This window comes from Treponema succinifaciens DSM 2489 (genome assembly GCF_000195275.1).
GTDB classification, from domain to species: Bacteria; Spirochaetota; Spirochaetia; order Treponematales; family Treponemataceae; genus Treponema_D; species Treponema_D succinifaciens.
In genome coordinates, this window is record NC_015386.1 from 107,023 (window position 1) to 123,873 (window position 16,851).

The following is a 16,851-nucleotide window of genomic DNA, read 5'->3' on the forward strand; positions in this document are numbered from 1 at the left end:
TTACGACATATACGGAAGCTAATGTTAAAAATAACTTTAAGATTTGCAAAAAAGATCGTACAAAATAACTTATAGTTATTAATATGCTGAAAGTAAATTTGATAATGAATAAAAATACCAAATAATAAATGTAAATAACTTTTTATATTTTATTATATATAAATTAAAAAAGAGGTTGTTATAAAATGAGTGATATTTCTTTAAGAAAACAGTTTGATTATTCTTCTAGTCTATATAGATTTTTATGCCAATATCCTGAAAATGATTTATTTTATACTTCTCATAATCCAATTCTAGAACATCCTGCAGACGCTTTAAGAAAAGCATTGAAAAATACATACAAAGTTTTAAAACAATTATCTGAAGTTGATAAGGAATCTTATGATGATTGTAAAGAATGTATAAGAGAAGTATTTAATCAAGTTGATTCTTTTTATGATATTTGTTTTGAAATATTAAAATGTTTTTTTGATCCATCTAATAAAAAAAATATAAAAAATAATAAAGACTGGTTAAAGGAAAATAAAATAAATTGTGTAAACATATTTACAAGTAATGTTGATACACATAGTAAATTTGTATCAGAAATAAATAACTTAACTAAACATAATACATGGAACTTTGAATCTTTTACATTTTTATATAATAAACAAATTGCTATATAATAAGCCTCAGATTTAGACACGGAGGAGAAAAAACAACGAATTTGTGCTAAGGTCAAGGTAGGACAAATTCATGGGAAGAAAAAGAAAGGATTTTTCAGACAAGTTCAAACTCGAAGTCGCAAAAGAGGCTCTTAAAAAGAGAGCTAAAGAGGCGGAGGTCGCTGCAAAGTACAGCATTGCACCAAGCACACTGTCTGAATGGATGGAGCAGTTTCTGGAAGGAAAACTTGAGACAGACGAACAGAAAGCCCTCCGTGAAGAGAATGAAAGGCTACGGGCAAAGCAGGATGAAATGCTCGCCTCATTAGGAAAGAAACAGCTCGAGGTTGACTTGCTAAAAAAAAAGCTTCATCTGGACTAGCATCATGGCAGCTTGTTCAAAAAGATATGCATGACAAAAATGGAGTCGGGCTGTCTGTACTTGAACAGTGCCGGATACTGAAACTTCCACGGGCAACTTACTATGAGCGCCGCAGATTTGAAGCAGAACGACAGAAAAAGAAGGCTGGGGAAAACAAAACAAGGTTCAATCGTGCAAAAATTGTAATCAATGAGTGGTCAACTCACAGTACCTATGGTTACAAAAAGATGTCAAAGCATCTGAAAAGACTCGGGTACGACTGGGCTGGAGAAAAGTTTATCCGCAACCTGTACAAGGAACTTGGAATCAAAGGCCAGAAGCCTGTCTTCAAGACCACAAGAAGCGGAAAAGCGCCATACGGAAAGTTCCCGTACCTCTTGCGGAACAAGTTCATCGCGTTCCCGAACCAGGTAATGGCGACAGACATCACTTACATCAAGACTCCATGGGGCATGATGTATTTTACGGCCGTGATTGATTTGTACAGCCGGAAGATTCTGAGCTGGCGGCTCTCGGACAGCATGAGGACAGATTTCTGCCTGGAATGCGTGAGGGAAGCCTTTGAGAAATACGGGGTTCCGGCAGTATTCAACACGGACTGCGGTTCCCAGTATACCAGCGGAGAGTTCATCGGGCTTCTGAAATCCTACAATGTTGAAATCAGCATGGACGGAATCGGAAGATGCAAGGACAACATCTTTGTAGAGCGAACCTGGCGTACTTTGAAATATGAATGGATTTTTCTCCGGGATTACAGATCCGAAGAAGAACTCCGAAAACTGCTTGGAGAATTCGTGAGGTTCTTCAACAATGAAAGAATTCATCAGGGCTTGGATTACAAGACTCCTGACGAAGTATACAGGGAAGGAAGTTTTCCTTCGGCAATCATCAACAAGATGGCTGCATAAAATTCGTTATTTTTCAGACAAAATGTCTGGACAAAGGGCTTAGCTTACTATTCCAAGTTTTTATTTTGGTACTGTTCTTCATGATAAATCAATTGGTCCAAATCAAGATATTCATAAAAAATGGCATGGATTTCAAACTGGTTTTTCATATGATTTTATCATTAGGAAATTAATTGCTCACATATTTTTATATCAAGAAAAGTTGTTTAAATGTTTGCAAACAACTTTTCCACATATAAAACTGACAGCTGAGAAAGTAAATGAGCAACATTTAAATAAGGATTTATTTGAATTGGCATTTAATACAACAATCAATTTTTTGCCTAATGAATATGAATTACCATCAGGTATATTTATTAAACAAAATAATAATTATTTAATTCAATATCCAAAAAATCAGAGAAATAAACAACCGAAATTAATATCTTGGGAAATAAACTATAATATAGAAACTAACCCTCGTACAAATAAAATATCTGGTGTCTTACCATATTTTCAAAATATAAAACCAAAACAATAATCTCAACTTGCTAAATTATTATAAAATATGACAAACGTTCTCCATAGAGTTACTTTATTTAAAATTTATCATGAGAACTACATATAAAAAAGTTATCATTCAAATAATCCATCTGCAGCAGGCATAGCACTTTCGTAAGCGTCAATTTTCCGCCCTATCAGACTATTAGAACCGTAAGCGTCAAAATTGACGCTTACTTTTTTTGTAATGCGCAATTCGTATAAGAAAACTTTTTTATGCCTGAATAACAACTTGTGCTTTTGAGTTTGTCGATGGATACTTAATGTAGAATTAGTCATAATGTTGAACATGATCACCATCACGCTCATAATCGGCTCAACCCAGAAGGCTACTCAGTTTATACCGCTAAAAGAAAATTGAAGAAAAATGTGACTCTTGTTTTGCGAATGATGAAGCATATATTGGCAGTCCGAATGGTATTGATGAAACCACGCTCAAATCTATTCTGAATAATGTGTTTGAGAAACACCCGGACCAGATTATTTTCACTACATCTGCACAGAAAGTCCAAGCAGTAATTATGAATCTTCCGTATTGTGTGGTGGCTATGAAGTTCCAAAATCCCTTTTTGTCAAAAATGAGAAAAAGGGTATTTTAGATGTTCAAGTGATTTATGATTCTTGCCGGGAATTCGTACCTTACAACAGAAGCATTGGAGACAAGGCTCTGAATGTACTTGAATTCCTCAGCAAGCAGTTTTTTTAACGCTTACCTGTACCCCTTCTCGCAGTTGCGGATATCAAGGTTCACATACACTTTGGTATCTTTATCCGAACCGTTGTGACGGACATAGACTACCAGATAGCCTACGAAGCCTGAACCGCTCTGCACGGTAGTATCAGTGCTTGGAACTGTGCTGATGCTTACATTTTCGGTCATGATTCTGCCGTCCATGCTGTCAACGAGAGCGCCTTTTCCGTAAGAACCTCGGCTTATTGCTCCTGTCGCAATATCATTATATGTGAAATCAAATGTATTCTTATAACCGACTGGAGTTCCCGGGAAATAGAGCCAGGCATAGTTTTTCAGTTCTTCCTGAGTTAGAATCCTTCCTATCCATGATTCATCTTCTTTTACCTCCCAGTTTCCAGTCAAACTGAACGATGTGCCGTTATCATCCATAAAATATCCGTAGATTCCATTTGAGGGTCCTTCCGAATCATTCTGGTTGAATCCTGTTGGCTGACTTCCTCTGTTATAGCCAGATTTGGTACAGAGCATGATAAAATCATCATAGGTCGTGCTGGAGAATGTATGGCTGTGAGACCAGTAATCCGCTCGCCAGGTGATGTTGCTCATCCAGTTGATTTCTTTTCCGCCGATATACGGAACCAGAAGTTTATCGATTCGATAGTTGTAGACGATTGAATCTGTCGGGTGTGAAAGTCTCACAACTTTTTCGGAGGCTCCTGAACTTTCCTGAGAAAGAGTCATGGATTTTCCGTTTGCGCTTTGAGGAACAAATTCTACTTTTGTGATAGAGGCATCCGCCTTTTCATTGTCAATGTAGACTTTCAGTCGGGCTGTTTCTCCGTCTCCCATCGAAAGAAGATTGTTCTCTCCGCTCCAGTTAGTCCATCTTCCGTCACTCGAAAGGAACTGAATCTTTGGATCAACGCTCTTATACACAAAACGAGCCTTTATTGTCTTTCTGCCAATCTCCTCGTCATTATTCTTCGGATTTGTCGCAATAATATCAATCGTTGTCTCCCGCTGATTCTCATGGAAAGGTTTGATTGTGATTGTTCCACTTCCGTCACCGTTATCCTTCTTTTCATAGCCAAAAGTGGTGTTCAACTCACTGGAAACGACTATGATGTCTGCATCAGCAGGGTTCACCGAGTATTCAAAAGTGCGTTTTTCATCCGGCGTGATGGTGAATGCAGTGACTCCTTTGATGCTGAGATCGTAATCCCATGCGACTTTGACATTCAGCATTCCCTTTGCTCCTTCGCTTGAAATGCAGGTGAGGGTGCCGCTTCCAATCTTGTTTCTTTCATTTCCGATAATATCAACGCTTCCGTTACCGTTTGCATCACATCCGTTATCGTGATATTCAAAGAAATCTTCTGTCTGTGCAGTTGTCCATGTAAGAACTGAGTCCGGCGGACTTACGGTGTATTTTACCGTTACCGTATGCTTTGGCTGAATACTTCGAACGCTTGATTCAAACACGAAGCTCTTTCCGGCTTCGACAATGACCGTGCATTTTGCAACTACATCTGAATCTGGAAGCTGGGCTGTTACACTTGTCTGACCAGGCTTAATAGGGTAGACCGTAACATTCTGACCGTTCCCCATAATGCGGCAGATTTCAGAGCCGTTCACTTCCTCGGCAGTCCAGATAATATCGTAATAATCCCGCTGACTTTCTGAATTCTCAATGCTTGCCTTTAACGGAGTTCCGCTTGAGCCTTTTACCAGCGTAATGTAGGTTTTGTTAAGGGTAATCAGCTTCTCGGCACTTCCCGGAACCACCACATAGAACTGCAATGTGCTTGCGGCTTTCGGATGGCTGCAGGTGATAACAGCTTCTCCTGGTTTTAATGCCGTGATGTAAATGCTTTGTCCGATAACAGAACCGTCACTACCGATTCCTGTCACCTGAACTATGTCGCTGTCGCTCGTAGACCATTTGAGGTTATAGACATCGCTTGATACAACACCTGTTCCCGTGAGTGTCGCGCTGAGAGTCTGTGATTTTCCTTTTTTGAGCGTGGTGACGGTAGAGCTTGCAGTGATATAGACGGCGTTCACTTCTTTTTCCTTAACATACACCATCATCTCCGTACTTGCCTGTTCCGCACCGCTGCTTGAAGCGATGAGGCGAGCCTTTACTGTTGTCGTTTCGGCACCCACTGCCGTTATCTGGGCTGTTGTCTTTGTGCCTTTTACAGAACAGATATTGCCATTTTCAACCGAGTATTCAATGTGAGTCGCAACATTCGTATTCGGAACCTGCATTGAAACAAAGCTCACTTCTCCATGCGTAATCGTCATATTCTGCTGCGGGAATGCGAATGTCGAATACTGCTGAACATTCACAATCACCTGCTGATTGTATGCCGCCTTGGGGTGAGTGATTGTAATCGTAACGCTTCCGGTCTGCTTCGGCGTGATAGTGCAGACATTGGCTGAATACTGGAAATCAATGATGTCATAAACATCAAGCGACCAGGAGAAATTGTATTTATCGGTTGCTTCTCCGTTCACAAGACTTGCGGTAATTGTCTGCGCTGAATCTGTCGGCTTCATGGTGACAATCGAAGAAGGAACGGTGATGTAACAGTCGCTCTTCTTCTCTTCATCACACACAACAAGAATCTGAGCAGAGTAGGCGGCTTTCGGATGGCTTACGGTGATGTATGTTGTCCCAGCTGCCAATGCACGGACTTTTCCTATCTCATTCTGACCATAAACTATAGCAATCTTTGAGTCATTCGACTGCCAGATAAAATCACTCTTGTCGCTTTCACTTCCTCCCACAAGTTCTGCAGTAATCGAAGTGTAGCTTGTTCCGCAGGTAAGCGTCATTACACTTGATGTGAGCTGGATATACGGATTTGCACTCGCCGCAATCGGGTCTATTACCTGTGCGATAATCTGCAAAGAGTAGGTGCAACTCTTGTTCGTTACTGTGATGATAGCAGTTCCGATTTTGTTTCCTTTGAACATGGCCGTTGCACCGCTCGAAGTTACATCCGCAATAGCAGGATTGCTCGAAGTCCAGGTGTAGCCGTCAACAATCACGGTATCAGAGTTCTTCACGCTCACGGTTACGGTTCTTGTGTTTCCCTCACCAATCGCAACAACATTGTTAGATGTTGTGAGATATGTGTAGCCCGCAAGTTCTTCCGCACTGTTTCCGACAACAACAAGAACTTTCTTGCTTATGTCTGTCTTTATGTGCGTAATGGTGATTTCTGCCTGACCGCTGGAAACCGGCTTTATGTACGCAACTCCGCTTTCTGATTGGGCATAAATCTGTGCAATGGAATCATTATCAATAGAAAAACTGAATCCGCTTGTGTCTGTTTCTGAATAATTTACCAGCGTTGCCTGTAGTTTCTGTGAAGGCTCGTCTCGGAGCATGGTAAGAACGTCCTGAGACGAAATATAAACAACAGGCTCAACTTCCGGGATAACATATTCACTTCCAACACGGACATAGATTTTAATCGTGTTCTGGCTGTCCGGGTGTGTAACTTTTATAACGCTCTCACCCTCGCTGACTGCCGTAATTGTCGCGCTCGTTCCGTTAGAAATCACTGTCGCAACGCTCTCATTCTCGCTCTTCCAGCTGATGTTAGAATACTCGCTTGAAGGAAGACTGATTGCGGTTACAAATACTTTCGCTGAATTTCCCGCTCCGCCCAAAGTCACGATATTCTGTGTGGTGGTGAAATAAATCTCAGGCTCAGTCTGAACAGCTCCTTCCGGATAAACTGTCATCGTGAATTCACATGAATAGGTCGTTCCATTGTCTATGATGCTTCCCGTGAGTTTTGACTTTCCGCTCTTCAATCCTTTTACCGTACAGGCAAGAGGATAATCATTGTTTTTAGTCACGCTGATTACTGACGGATCAGAAATAGTCCACTTGAACTGAGAGAAATCATACTCCACATACTCTTCTTCGGATGCACCTTCATTTTCAAATCCCGCATGACTGCATACTACCGTAACTTCATTCCCAACGGTGAAGTTATAATAGAGCTTGTCCGCATAAAGGGCTTTCATGTTCATCAGCGTTTCTTCATCATCCGCCGTCATAACAAGAACTGTTTTATCTGATTCTGCCTTATTGTGATGTGCATTCAAATGACTGATTGTGCTTCCACTTCCATGAGCGGGAGCTTTTACCGTTGCAATGTTTCCGTTTCCTGTAGCAGAAAGACGCGAATCATCAATGCTCCAGGTAATACCGGAATCATCAGAAAGATTTTTATTATTTCCACGAAGCTGTACGGTATAGTCCTTTGACTCCCCGTTCAAGATACGAAGAAGCCCTTCGCCTGTAAAATAAAGCGGCTCTTCCAAAATAGCGTCCTTATTCAGAACCTTTACCAGAATCTCAGTAGGGTAGAGGATTTTCGGATGTGTGATAGTGATTACCGCAGTTCCTTCAGCAAGCGGTTCAAGATAAGCTGAGCCATAAGAATAGGTTGCGGCAGCGGCACGTGCGGAAGTATGGAAGACAGAGCCGTTGGCAGTTTCAAGGTTGATAACCTTTCCTGTGCTACCGTCCGCAGTGGTGCTTTTTACGCTCCACATAAAGCCTGATTCATCGCCGTCTTCTCCACCTTTAAGCGAAATATTGATAGTCTGACCTGCTGCTCCGACTTTTGTTCTGATATAGTTCTGGCTTGTCGTGATATAACAACTTGCGTCCACTGCGTCTTTGAGCTGACCATTTGCAATCACAAGAACTTCACGGCTGTACTCACTCTTTTCGTGAGAAATAATCAGCTTGCAGGAACCGTTAGCCACACCTTTGAGCGTTACCTGATTCCCGACAGAACCAACTATTTCTGCAACATTGTAATCGTCAAGAATATATTTGAAACCGTCTATGTTGTATTCACCGGCGTTCAGATTAACAAGCTCGCTTGTTATAGTCTGTTCGGTCACTCCAGTCAAAGTGACAACGGTTGTGCTTGGCTGGATATACACATTTTTTACTATTGAAATTACACGGCACAGAATATCAAGCGGGTAGGCTGAATCCGGGTGAGTTACTCGCAAAGTGCAGCTTCCACCATGCTTAGGGCTGATTACTGCATTATTTCCGTTAAAGCTCAGACTAATCGGGCTTTCCTCATCTTTCTCGTTGATGATTTCCCACGCAAACTGGCTGTCGAGCAAACCTTCTTTACCGTTCACAAGTGAAACTGAGATTGCCTTGTCTCCATCGTCCTGGTTCATCGTTACAATGTTGTTGCTTGTGGTGATGTAACTTACTTCGGTTGCGTCCGCAAAGACATACACGCCCATGTAATATGGATAAGCTGCCTTTGTGTGCGTGATTTTGATTCTTGCATATCCGGCATCCTTTGCCGTAATCATACAATACTGACCTGTCGGCTGAATCGAAGCGACTGCAGGATTGTCTACGGTCCAGGTATAACCATCAATATCCGAAACATCGCCGCCATAAAGTGAGACAAATACCTTTTCACTCACGCCCGGTGAAGTCTGCAAGACTGAATAATTTGGATAGATATACGGCTCTGTCGTGACCTCGTAGTTTTCTGCAAAGCCCTTTACCGTAACAAGACAATGTGCCTCATAACCGCCGTAAGAGCAACGGAGCGAAGTCTGACCTTCTGCCAAGCCCTTGATTGTAACGCCCCAATTAGATGATTTGTCGCACTCGATAATCGAAGCGTCATAATCCCATTTAAGCGTGATGTTTTTCTGTTCCTTGCTCGGCTTTACCGAAACAGAAACATATTCCATCGCCCCAATCTGCGTTTCCAAAGCAGTCTTTGCAAGCGAAAGCGAATTGATTTCGATTACTTTTGCTGCAGGGCTTTCATCAAAGCTGTTGAAAAAGCTACATGACGGTAAGCCAAGAGTAAAACTTGCAAGCGACAAAACGCCTGCAAGCCTGAGTTTTATATTTGAGATTTTCATTAAGTACTCCTCGTGATGTAAAAAAATAATCTCGTTTTAGTTTGGAACTATCGTGTTCTTACATACCGTTCCTGTGCCACAGGGATTTCCACAGGCGGAAGCTCCAGCGGCGTGTTTGTAATCAGTTTGATTTCCGTGCCCTCCTTGATTTTGATTGTTGGTTTTATATCCAAAGCCTTATTCAATATTTTGTTTCCCATCTTGCTCGCTTCGGCGTAAACATCTGTCATTGAGTTTTTGAGATACTCGTTATTCTGCGAATTGATGTCATTTGAAATTTCCGTCTGGATAATGCTGAACATCGCAATCATTCCGAGAGCTTTAAGCGTCTCGAACGGATGATTTGAAACACTTCCGCGATAACCGCTCGCTCCCTGAGCATTTACGCCGTTCATATTTCCAAGCTGAACCCGGTAATTATCCGGACGGATAAGCAGATTCCATGCGACCTGAACATCCTTCTGCCCGTAGCTCACAGATGAATTGTATGTTGCCATCAAGAGCGAACCTTCTGGAATCAAAAGAAAAGAATGATCCTGGCTTGAATACACATTCTCGGTTACGCGGGCAATTACCACGCCGGGATTATCCGTGTTGATTGCCGTAACCAGTGCGCCTGAGATAATCGCTCCGTCCCAGAGAGATGCCTTGCTCAGATACTTACCGCCAGTACTTCCAGCTCCAGAATTGAAGAAGTTTTCGCGGTTGGTGTCGTAAGCATTTGTAGCGGGGGTAGTTGAGCCTGTAGAAGCTATCCCATTTCCGAACGCTCCGTTTCCATAAAGCAAGTTCTGTAAGCTCTGTGTCTGTGCCATCTGCTGTGCAATGAATTCTTCACGACTCATTCTTTGTCCGCTGGCATTCGTGCCATAATTCCCGCTCATAATCTGCGAAACAAGATTTCCGTTCTGCTGCTGGCTTGAATAATCCAGAGCTGCAAGCCCTTCAATCTTTCTTGGGGATTTTGAATTACGGGTATCAGGTCTGTCAGATTTGTAATTTGACTTGCTTCCGACTGACGAAACAGGTGCGGTTCCGACTTCTCCATGCTGCGGAAGCTGGAACTCTGCGGGCAAAGTTTCTAGAATATCATCTATTTCCTTTTCCGACTTTTCGGTTTCGCTAGAATCAGACTTTTCAGAATTTCCAGACGAAAAATCAACAGGCGACTTGTCCTTAAACTCAATCACTGTCTTAGTTCCAGCCTTGTCGAGTTCACTTGAATCCTGCTGCTTTCGCTTCCAGCTTCCAGCGTTCATCGCAACAAAGGCAATCAGAAAAATCACAAGAACGCCCACCATAATTACACCGATTATCGTCCCGGTGTTGAGCATACGAGCCTCATTTTCCTCTTCCGGAGGCATAAGCTCATCTTCGTCCTCGTCTGCGTACAGTTCTTCTTCTAAAAGCTCATCCGCTTTTTCTTCTCCACTTTGAGCCGTCAATTCCTCTGTCTGATTTTCAGGTGATTCATTTTCGCTCATTCATCACCTCCAGCCTCAGATTCTTCCGTTGGTTCAGTCTTTTCCAAGTCGGTTTTCTTCGTGACTTTCTTTTCAACCACAACCTTTTCTTTCCCAAGTCTGAGTGTGATCTTGTTGATAAGGCGAGGAATCACGAAAGTGTTTTTATGAACGCTGTAATTCACGATTTCGTTTTTCTCATTAAACAGAACAGGCAGCTTTTTCTGAAGGACAACCGGCTCAACTTGAATATAGGTGCACTGTCCGTCGTCATAAATGCGGTTCGGCAAAAACTCCGGCTTTTTGAATCGCGAATATTTGATTTTGTAGTCGAAGGAAAGAAGCTCAGGATTTGATACCCGCAGATAGTCGCTTATAATCTCACGACCTTTATTCGGGTCTTCCTTCTTTGCCCAGACATTCTTTTCAAGCGGGTATGAGAACTTCACCATAGCCATGTGCGTATCCGAAAACGAACGCAAGCGGAAATGATAAACACGACGGTCTGTAATAATCACAAGAGAGGAGTCCTGCTTTGAATAGGCTGGTTTTACGAAAAGATGCTGCACATCCTTTCCTGTAATTGGATTTTTTGCAACTCCCGCCGTCAACTCCCAGACCGATTCATCCTCCGAAAGCAGGGGAGTTCCAATAACGACTTCGCCTTCTTCCAGAACAATGTCCGTAAGATGATAAGGCTGGGCGTAGACTTCGAAGACAAAGTTATCATTGAACTGATAGAAGAATGTCCCACTTTTATAATGCTCCGGCTTCTGTGTAGCCCGCTTCTGGCTGTCAGTTACCGCATCATAGCCCGTGAGCTTTTTATTTTCAGTTTCGGGATTGTCGTGCTGTTCAGGAACATAAACAGGACGGTCCACATATACTACTGTTTCCTCAACATCCTGTACCTTCAATTCTTCTTGTGTCAGAAAGTTCTTTTCGTCAGCTTCGTTAAGCTGCTCTTCTTCCTCAATGGAACGAGCGGCTTTTGGTGACTCCAACTTAAAGTTGTTGGGAAGTTCCATGTTCTGTGTGGTCGTGCATGAGGTAAGCAGAACGCTTACCATAAGCACATATGCAAGTTTTCTTTTCATTGGTTGTACTCCTCTTGATGTATTTTTTTTGATTTGTGACTTATTTTGTTTTTGTTGATGTGTTTTCAATCGGCTTCATATCAAAAGCTGTGATGTAGATTCCAAGCGGATTATCCTTGATGTCCTCGTCCGAAGGCTGGAGCATTTTGACCGTAATAACCGCACGGAACGATTCATCGCTCATCATCTGCCCGGAAAGCTGGCGGGTAATAATCTGATAATCAACCTGATAAGTGTCTGCGGAAAGCTTTAACGGTTCGGTCTGGAAAATAACTTCCTTCGTGCGATTCCCGAAATCTTTGAAAGGATTGTTTTCACGGACAAGCGTTGAATACTTCTGTGCTGTTGTTGAAGTCAGAAGATGATAAGTTTTTGCAACAGATTTTTTCATCACTATCTTATCAGTGGAAAGCGTGTTCGTAAGGCTGATGAATTCTTTGACCTGTGCCTGAATCGCAACTTCGGGAACATTGAAGTTCTGATAGTTTCTGCGGGAAACAGGACCGATGTACTGCGTTTCGCCAAAATCATTCATCGTAACAAGTACGGGAATTGAATCTGGGCGACTGACAGCAAAAATGGTGATTCCGATGGAAAGAAAAAAAGAAAGGGTAGCCACAATAACCACAAATTTCAAAATCCGATTCTCCTGCTGCACCTGACCGCAAATATAGTCAAAGTGCTGGAGCTACGGATTGAAAGGGGTTGCGTTGGTTCCCTTCGGCAAGAAATTTTTTGAACTCAATGTACCTCCCTGGGCAGGTCAGTACATTTTTCAGAATATCTAAAAGCGGGCTTTTAGTCAATATTTCATTTAGTACATAAATCATTCACATTCTTCTTAAAGTCTGACAAAATTCAGTTTCTATGCTATAATGAAGCCTAGGGGAATCGGATATGGAAATTGATATTGAAATTGACGGACTAACCAATTGCCTTGTAGAACGGGCAACAGGACAAGAAAAAGATACTCAATATCGCCTTATTTCAAAAACAATTACAAAGGCTGAAGCAGAAAATTTGAAAATAGCTGGCTGGCTTTTTGATTGGAGCATTCCTCACTCAAATGGATACGAAGTTTACGAACTTTTGTTAAAAGACACAAATGAAAGACAAGGCTTAATAGCACTAAAACATATTCGTAATCAACTTTATACTCATGTTGATGTTGTAGAATCTTCTCCCTCTAATAGAGGAAGCCATGGTATTTATCAAGGTGTTGGTGCTCATTTGTTTGCAATCGCTTGCAAATTAAGCTGGGATGTTGGAAATGAAGGTTTTGTTCAGTTTAAGGCAAAGACAAATCTTGTTGAACATTACAGAGAAACTCTAAATGCTCAGAATATTGACGACCAGAATATGTTTATTGATAGTTACTCTGCTATCAATCTTATAAAAAAATATTTTTCAGAGGAGGCTTAATATATGATTAGCGTCAGAGAACCTGTTGTTTGTGATAATTATACTATTACATTCAAAGAACCAGATGTTGCTCTACGATTCGGAGAAGCAATGCCAGACTCACGACTTACCGAGCCTTCCGATGGAAAAGTATTTCGTCTTAGGGAAGCCATTATACTTTCAAAAAAGTTAGGTCGCCCTCTAACAAAAGATGAAATGAAAGAATTTACTTTGTAACGACTGGCGGAGATTCCAAGTCTGACTTGAAATCTCCGCCAATAATGACATCGCATTTATCTTTCAAATCCGTATGATTTATCATTAACAACACGGATATTTCGTTCTGAAATCTGCTTCTTTAATCCTCCTGCAGGAGCGGAAATTGATACCGTCTTTCCTTCAAGATTTTCCTTGTGAAGCTGATAAACCGGGACATAGATTCTTTCTTTATCCGTTCTGATAATCACTGCGTCATTCCAGCTTTCATCTTTATCAAAATTGATTGTCTTCTCGACTACACCGTAAACGCTGCCGCCTTCAAATAAACGCAGTGGCAGGGGAGACGGCTTGAGATATTCATCAAGAAACGAATTATACCGTCCGCTTGCCTGTAAGACTTCCTGCCATTCAGGTTCAGGATTCAGTGTGAAAAAAGCACCTTCGTTCTGTGCAAGTTTTATCGTTGTCAAATACGCAAGCCTATTCTGTAAACTTTGATTCAGGTTCTTCGCAAAAATCTTTCCGTCATATTGCAACAACCTGTCGTCAAGGCTCGTCCATCTGGCCGCCAGAGGAAGCCGTTCGTTTGTAGCTTGGATTTCCTCATAACTTCGCTCTCCTATCATCACAGTTATCATTTCAGAAAGCACTTCCCGCATTGTCGTCTTAACCATCTCCTTTGCAAAAAACACCTTTCGTCCGTTCTTGACTGTTCCGTTGATTGCAAGATGTGCATGACGGTGAGCGGTATTATTGTGGATGCAGCTTTCCCAGTAGAGTTTGTAGCCCGTTAGATTTTCCAGCCGTTCAATGAATTTTCCTGTCAAAAGCTTCAAGTCTACATTCTGACTTTCCGGCGAGATGATGCATTTGAAATGGTCTTTAGCCATATTCGCTTCGTATTCCGCAAGGTCAGTCCCGAACAATTCAGGCTTTTCCTCGACTTCCGATTTTTCAGTCTGCGGCATATAGGTTTTCAGATATTTCAGATGAGCCTCTTTTGAATGCCCAATCGACATCTTAAAAGTGACTCTCTGCTTTCGTGAGTTTTCCGAGCCTTCCGACTTTACATGAAAACCGCTGCTTCCAAAACTGCCATTCTGCGATTTGTGCCATCTGGCACTTTTTGTTTTAATGAGATTTTTCAAAATCCTGTTCAGGTTCCCAACATCGTCTTTTTTGTACGCTGGTCTTCGCCAATCATAAAGCCCTGTGTCTTTCTCAGGATTTTCTTTTTTGGGGTGATTAAAAATTGATTTGATATTCTCCATATACGCTCCGTTTTTAGTGCGCCCCACTTGGCACATCAGATTGATATATGGGCAGGTCGGATTAAATGTATCGGAGCGGGGAGTAAAAGGTCAAGACAGCAGGAAAGCCAGCAAAAATAGGGGTGTGCCACACGAAAATGCCCTGTGCCACAAATCTGCCTAGGTATTACAAGGAATTAGAATCCTCCGTGCCACATTTTTTATCTTGTGGTCAGTTGGTTCAAGAAACTTTCATCACTTTAGCCACTTTGCGCCATCTGGCTCATCACAAATTGCTTGATTCTCTTCCTCAAAATCACTATCTTAATCCAATCATACTTCGACCTGCCCAGGAAGAGGTTTAATGATTATACTTACCGAAAAACCGAGCGTGGCAAAAGACTTCGCTTCGGCACTGGGCTGTAGTTATTCCGCAAAAGACAAATGCTACAAAAGTTCTGACGGAAAAACTACGATCGCAAACTGCGTGGGGCATCTGTTTAATCTGGCAGAACCTGCCGCCTACAATCCGTCCTTCAAAAGCTGGAAGAATCTTCCTATCATTCCCGAAAATTTCATTTACCAACCAAGCGAAAATCTGAAAGATGTCGCAAAAAATGTCGTTTCGCTTTTGAAACATCACAAAACGGATGAAATCCTGATTGCGACTGACGCAGACAGAGAAGGGGAGATTATCGCACGGGAATGTTTGAATGCTGCCGGAATTACCGATTCCGACAATATCCGTAGGTTTTGGGTTTCTCAGGCTCTCACAAAAGATGTGATTCTGGACGGAATCAAAAATGCCCGGCCGATTTCCGATTATGACTTTCTTGCCAAACAAGGCTTCGCACGACAGAAAGCTGACTGGCTCATCGGAATGAACGCAACTCGTTATGTATCAAACAGGGTAAACGGCGGGGGAGTTCTTGCTGTTGGCCGGGTTCAGACCGCAATCCTTTCAGAAATCGCCAGACGCTGCGAGGAAATTTCCAGCTTCAAGCGCGAAAAATACTACGAAGCAGAAGCAGCCTTGCTTGCGCCAGATGACACATCATGCGTAACTGCAACTTTTGAGAAAGACGGTTCTACGCACTTTTCCGATAAATCCACAGTCCAGAAACTGGACTCTCTCGAAAACAAAACTGCAAAACTTGTTTTCGTAAAACACGACAAGCGCACTGTGAATCCGCCGCAGCTTTACAACCTGAATGACCTTCAGAAAGATGCATTCGCATACTTCGGCTACTCTGCAGAAATGACTCTTTCAGTCGTCCAGAGGCTTTACGAGAATTACAAATGCGTTTCTTACCCCCGCACTCCTAGCCGAGTAATGGGAAGTCACAATGTTGAACTTTGCCGTGAACTTTTCGACAAAATGCTCCGTGCTTCGCCTGAATACTTTGAGCTTCACTCAGTTGCTGAAATCAATGAAAGCAACAAACGGATTTTTGATGATTCAAAACTGGAAGCACATCACGCACTTATTCCTCTCAGCACATTACCTGAAAATGCAACAGTTGAAGATGACAACATCTACTCGCTGATTCTTGAACGCTTAATGCTTGCTTTTGCCCCAGCTTGTGAAATGGAAAACATGACCGTACATCTTTCCGTGAATGAGAATATCTTTGTCACAAGAGGAACGAAAGTCATAAACGCCGGCTGGAAAGATTACCGCAGATTCACCAGAAATCTTGGTAACAGAAATGAAATATCGGACGCACAGGATTTGAGCGAAATCGAACTTGAAAATCTTACGGTGAAATCAATCGAAGTAAAGGAAAAATTCACCAAACCGCCGAAGCATTACAATGAGGCAAGTCTCCTGGCGTTTATGGAAAACCCGAAAAACAGCGACAATCAGAAGCTCGCAGGTCTTGGAACTTCCGCCACCCGCCATACCTTCATTCAGAAGCTGATCCGCAATAAGTTCATCACCGCAGAAAACAAGAATCTTCTTGTTACTAAACAAGGAGAACGGCTGCTTGAAGTTCTTTCTAAAACGCCGTTCAAAAACATCGCCGATGTCTCGGAAACCACAAGATGGGAAGAAGAACTGTCCGAAAATCCTGATTCTTTCCTCGAAGAAATCAAGTCCTACATCAAGGACGCAGTTTCGGAGGGTGCCGCATGAACGAATCACTTTTCTTTTTTTCGCGGAACGGCTACGAAGTTCGGAAACTCAAAGTTCTTGGCACGACTTATTACATTGTTACCGGAAAAGGTAAACGCTACATCAGAAAATCGCTCAAAAGCGTGAATGATATTGTCGGTGAACCTTAAACAATAAATCAAGCCGAAAAAGGG

13 protein-coding genes are annotated in these 16,851 nt (G+C 42.1%); 8 read left to right on the forward strand and 5 right to left on the reverse strand.

Going from position 1 to position 16,851, the window contains the following annotated elements:
* Window positions 1-185 precede the first annotated feature (185 nt).
* From TRESU_RS13645 to TRESU_RS13660, 4 genes are all read left to right on the forward strand, one after another.
* Window positions 186-665, forward strand: a complete 480-nt coding sequence (locus TRESU_RS13645) for a hypothetical protein (protein ID WP_041612512.1) — start codon at window positions 186-188, stop codon at window positions 663-665.
* Between the two features lie 70 nt (window positions 666-735).
* Entirely contained in the window at window positions 736-1,026 is a 291-nt protein-coding gene (locus TRESU_RS15745) for a transposase (protein WP_013702691.1), read from the forward strand.
* Window positions 1,027-1,052: 26 nt separating this feature from the next.
* Window positions 1,053-1,934 carry an IS3 family transposase gene (locus tag TRESU_RS13655; RefSeq protein WP_013702776.1) on the forward strand — a complete coding sequence of 294 codons (882 nt, stop codon included), beginning with the start codon at window positions 1,053-1,055 and terminating at the stop codon, window positions 1,932-1,934.
* A gap of 214 nt (window positions 1,935-2,148) precedes the next feature.
* A complete protein-coding gene (locus TRESU_RS13660) occupies window positions 2,149-2,454 on the forward strand; it encodes a hypothetical protein (RefSeq protein ID WP_148228350.1) in 306 nt (101 codons plus the stop codon).
* Window positions 2,455-3,183: 729 nt separating this feature from the next.
* Here TRESU_RS13660 and TRESU_RS13670 read toward each other — a convergent pair.
* The 4 genes from TRESU_RS13670 to TRESU_RS13685 are packed head-to-tail and all read right to left on the reverse strand — an operon-like array spanning window position 3,184 to window position 12,329.
* Window positions 3,184-9,111, reverse strand: coding sequence for an Ig-like domain-containing protein (locus TRESU_RS13670; protein WP_013702777.1), 5,928 nt, complete (start codon window positions 9,109-9,111; stop codon window positions 3,184-3,186).
* Window positions 9,112-9,158: 47 nt separating this feature from the next.
* Complete coding sequence (locus TRESU_RS13675) at window positions 9,159-10,595, reverse strand: TraB/TrbI/VirB10 family type IV secretion system protein (RefSeq protein ID WP_013702778.1); 1,437 nt, start codon at window positions 10,593-10,595, stop codon at window positions 9,159-9,161.
* Window positions 10,592-11,671 (reverse strand): TrbG/VirB9 family P-type conjugative transfer protein, encoded by a 1,080-nt coding sequence (locus TRESU_RS13680; RefSeq protein ID WP_013702779.1) that lies wholly within the window; start codon window positions 11,669-11,671, stop codon window positions 10,592-10,594. Before TRESU_RS13680 ends, TRESU_RS13675 begins: the two co-directional genes overlap by 4 nt.
* A 40-nt stretch (window positions 11,672-11,711) precedes the next feature.
* Window positions 11,712-12,329: a VirB8 family type IV secretion system protein gene (locus tag TRESU_RS13685; protein ID WP_281054716.1), complete on the reverse strand. Its 618-nt coding sequence runs from the start codon at window positions 12,327-12,329 to the stop codon at window positions 11,712-11,714.
* A 239-nt stretch (window positions 12,330-12,568) separates the two neighbouring features.
* Between TRESU_RS13685 and TRESU_RS13690 the strand changes: the two genes are divergently transcribed.
* Complete coding sequence (locus TRESU_RS13690) at window positions 12,569-13,093, forward strand: hypothetical protein (RefSeq protein WP_013702780.1); 525 nt, start codon at window positions 12,569-12,571, stop codon at window positions 13,091-13,093.
* Between the two features lie 3 nt (window positions 13,094-13,096).
* Window positions 13,097-13,309 carry a hypothetical protein gene (locus TRESU_RS13695; protein WP_013702781.1) on the forward strand — a complete coding sequence of 71 codons (213 nt, stop codon included), beginning with the start codon at window positions 13,097-13,099 and terminating at the stop codon, window positions 13,307-13,309.
* 56 nt (window positions 13,310-13,365) lie between these two features.
* On the opposite strand, the gene TRESU_RS13700 is transcribed toward TRESU_RS13695, so the two are convergent.
* The gene (locus tag TRESU_RS13700; RefSeq protein WP_013702782.1) at window positions 13,366-14,562 is read right to left on the reverse strand and encodes a hypothetical protein; all 1,197 of its coding nucleotides are present in this window, start codon (window positions 14,560-14,562) and stop codon (window positions 13,366-13,368) included.
* 343 nt (window positions 14,563-14,905) lie between these two features.
* Here TRESU_RS13700 and TRESU_RS13705 point away from each other — a divergent pair, with 343 nt between their 5' ends.
* Together TRESU_RS13705 and TRESU_RS15260 are read left to right on the forward strand one after the other, a co-directional pair.
* Window positions 14,906-16,678 (forward strand): DNA topoisomerase, encoded by a 1,773-nt coding sequence (locus tag TRESU_RS13705; RefSeq protein WP_013702783.1) that lies wholly within the window; start codon window positions 14,906-14,908, stop codon window positions 16,676-16,678.
* On the forward strand, window positions 16,675-16,827 hold the full coding sequence (locus TRESU_RS15260) for a hypothetical protein (RefSeq protein WP_013702784.1): 153 nt from the start codon (window positions 16,675-16,677) through the stop codon (window positions 16,825-16,827). The genes TRESU_RS13705 and TRESU_RS15260 overlap by 4 nt, the downstream gene beginning before the upstream one ends.
* Window positions 16,828-16,851: the final 24 nt, after the last annotated feature.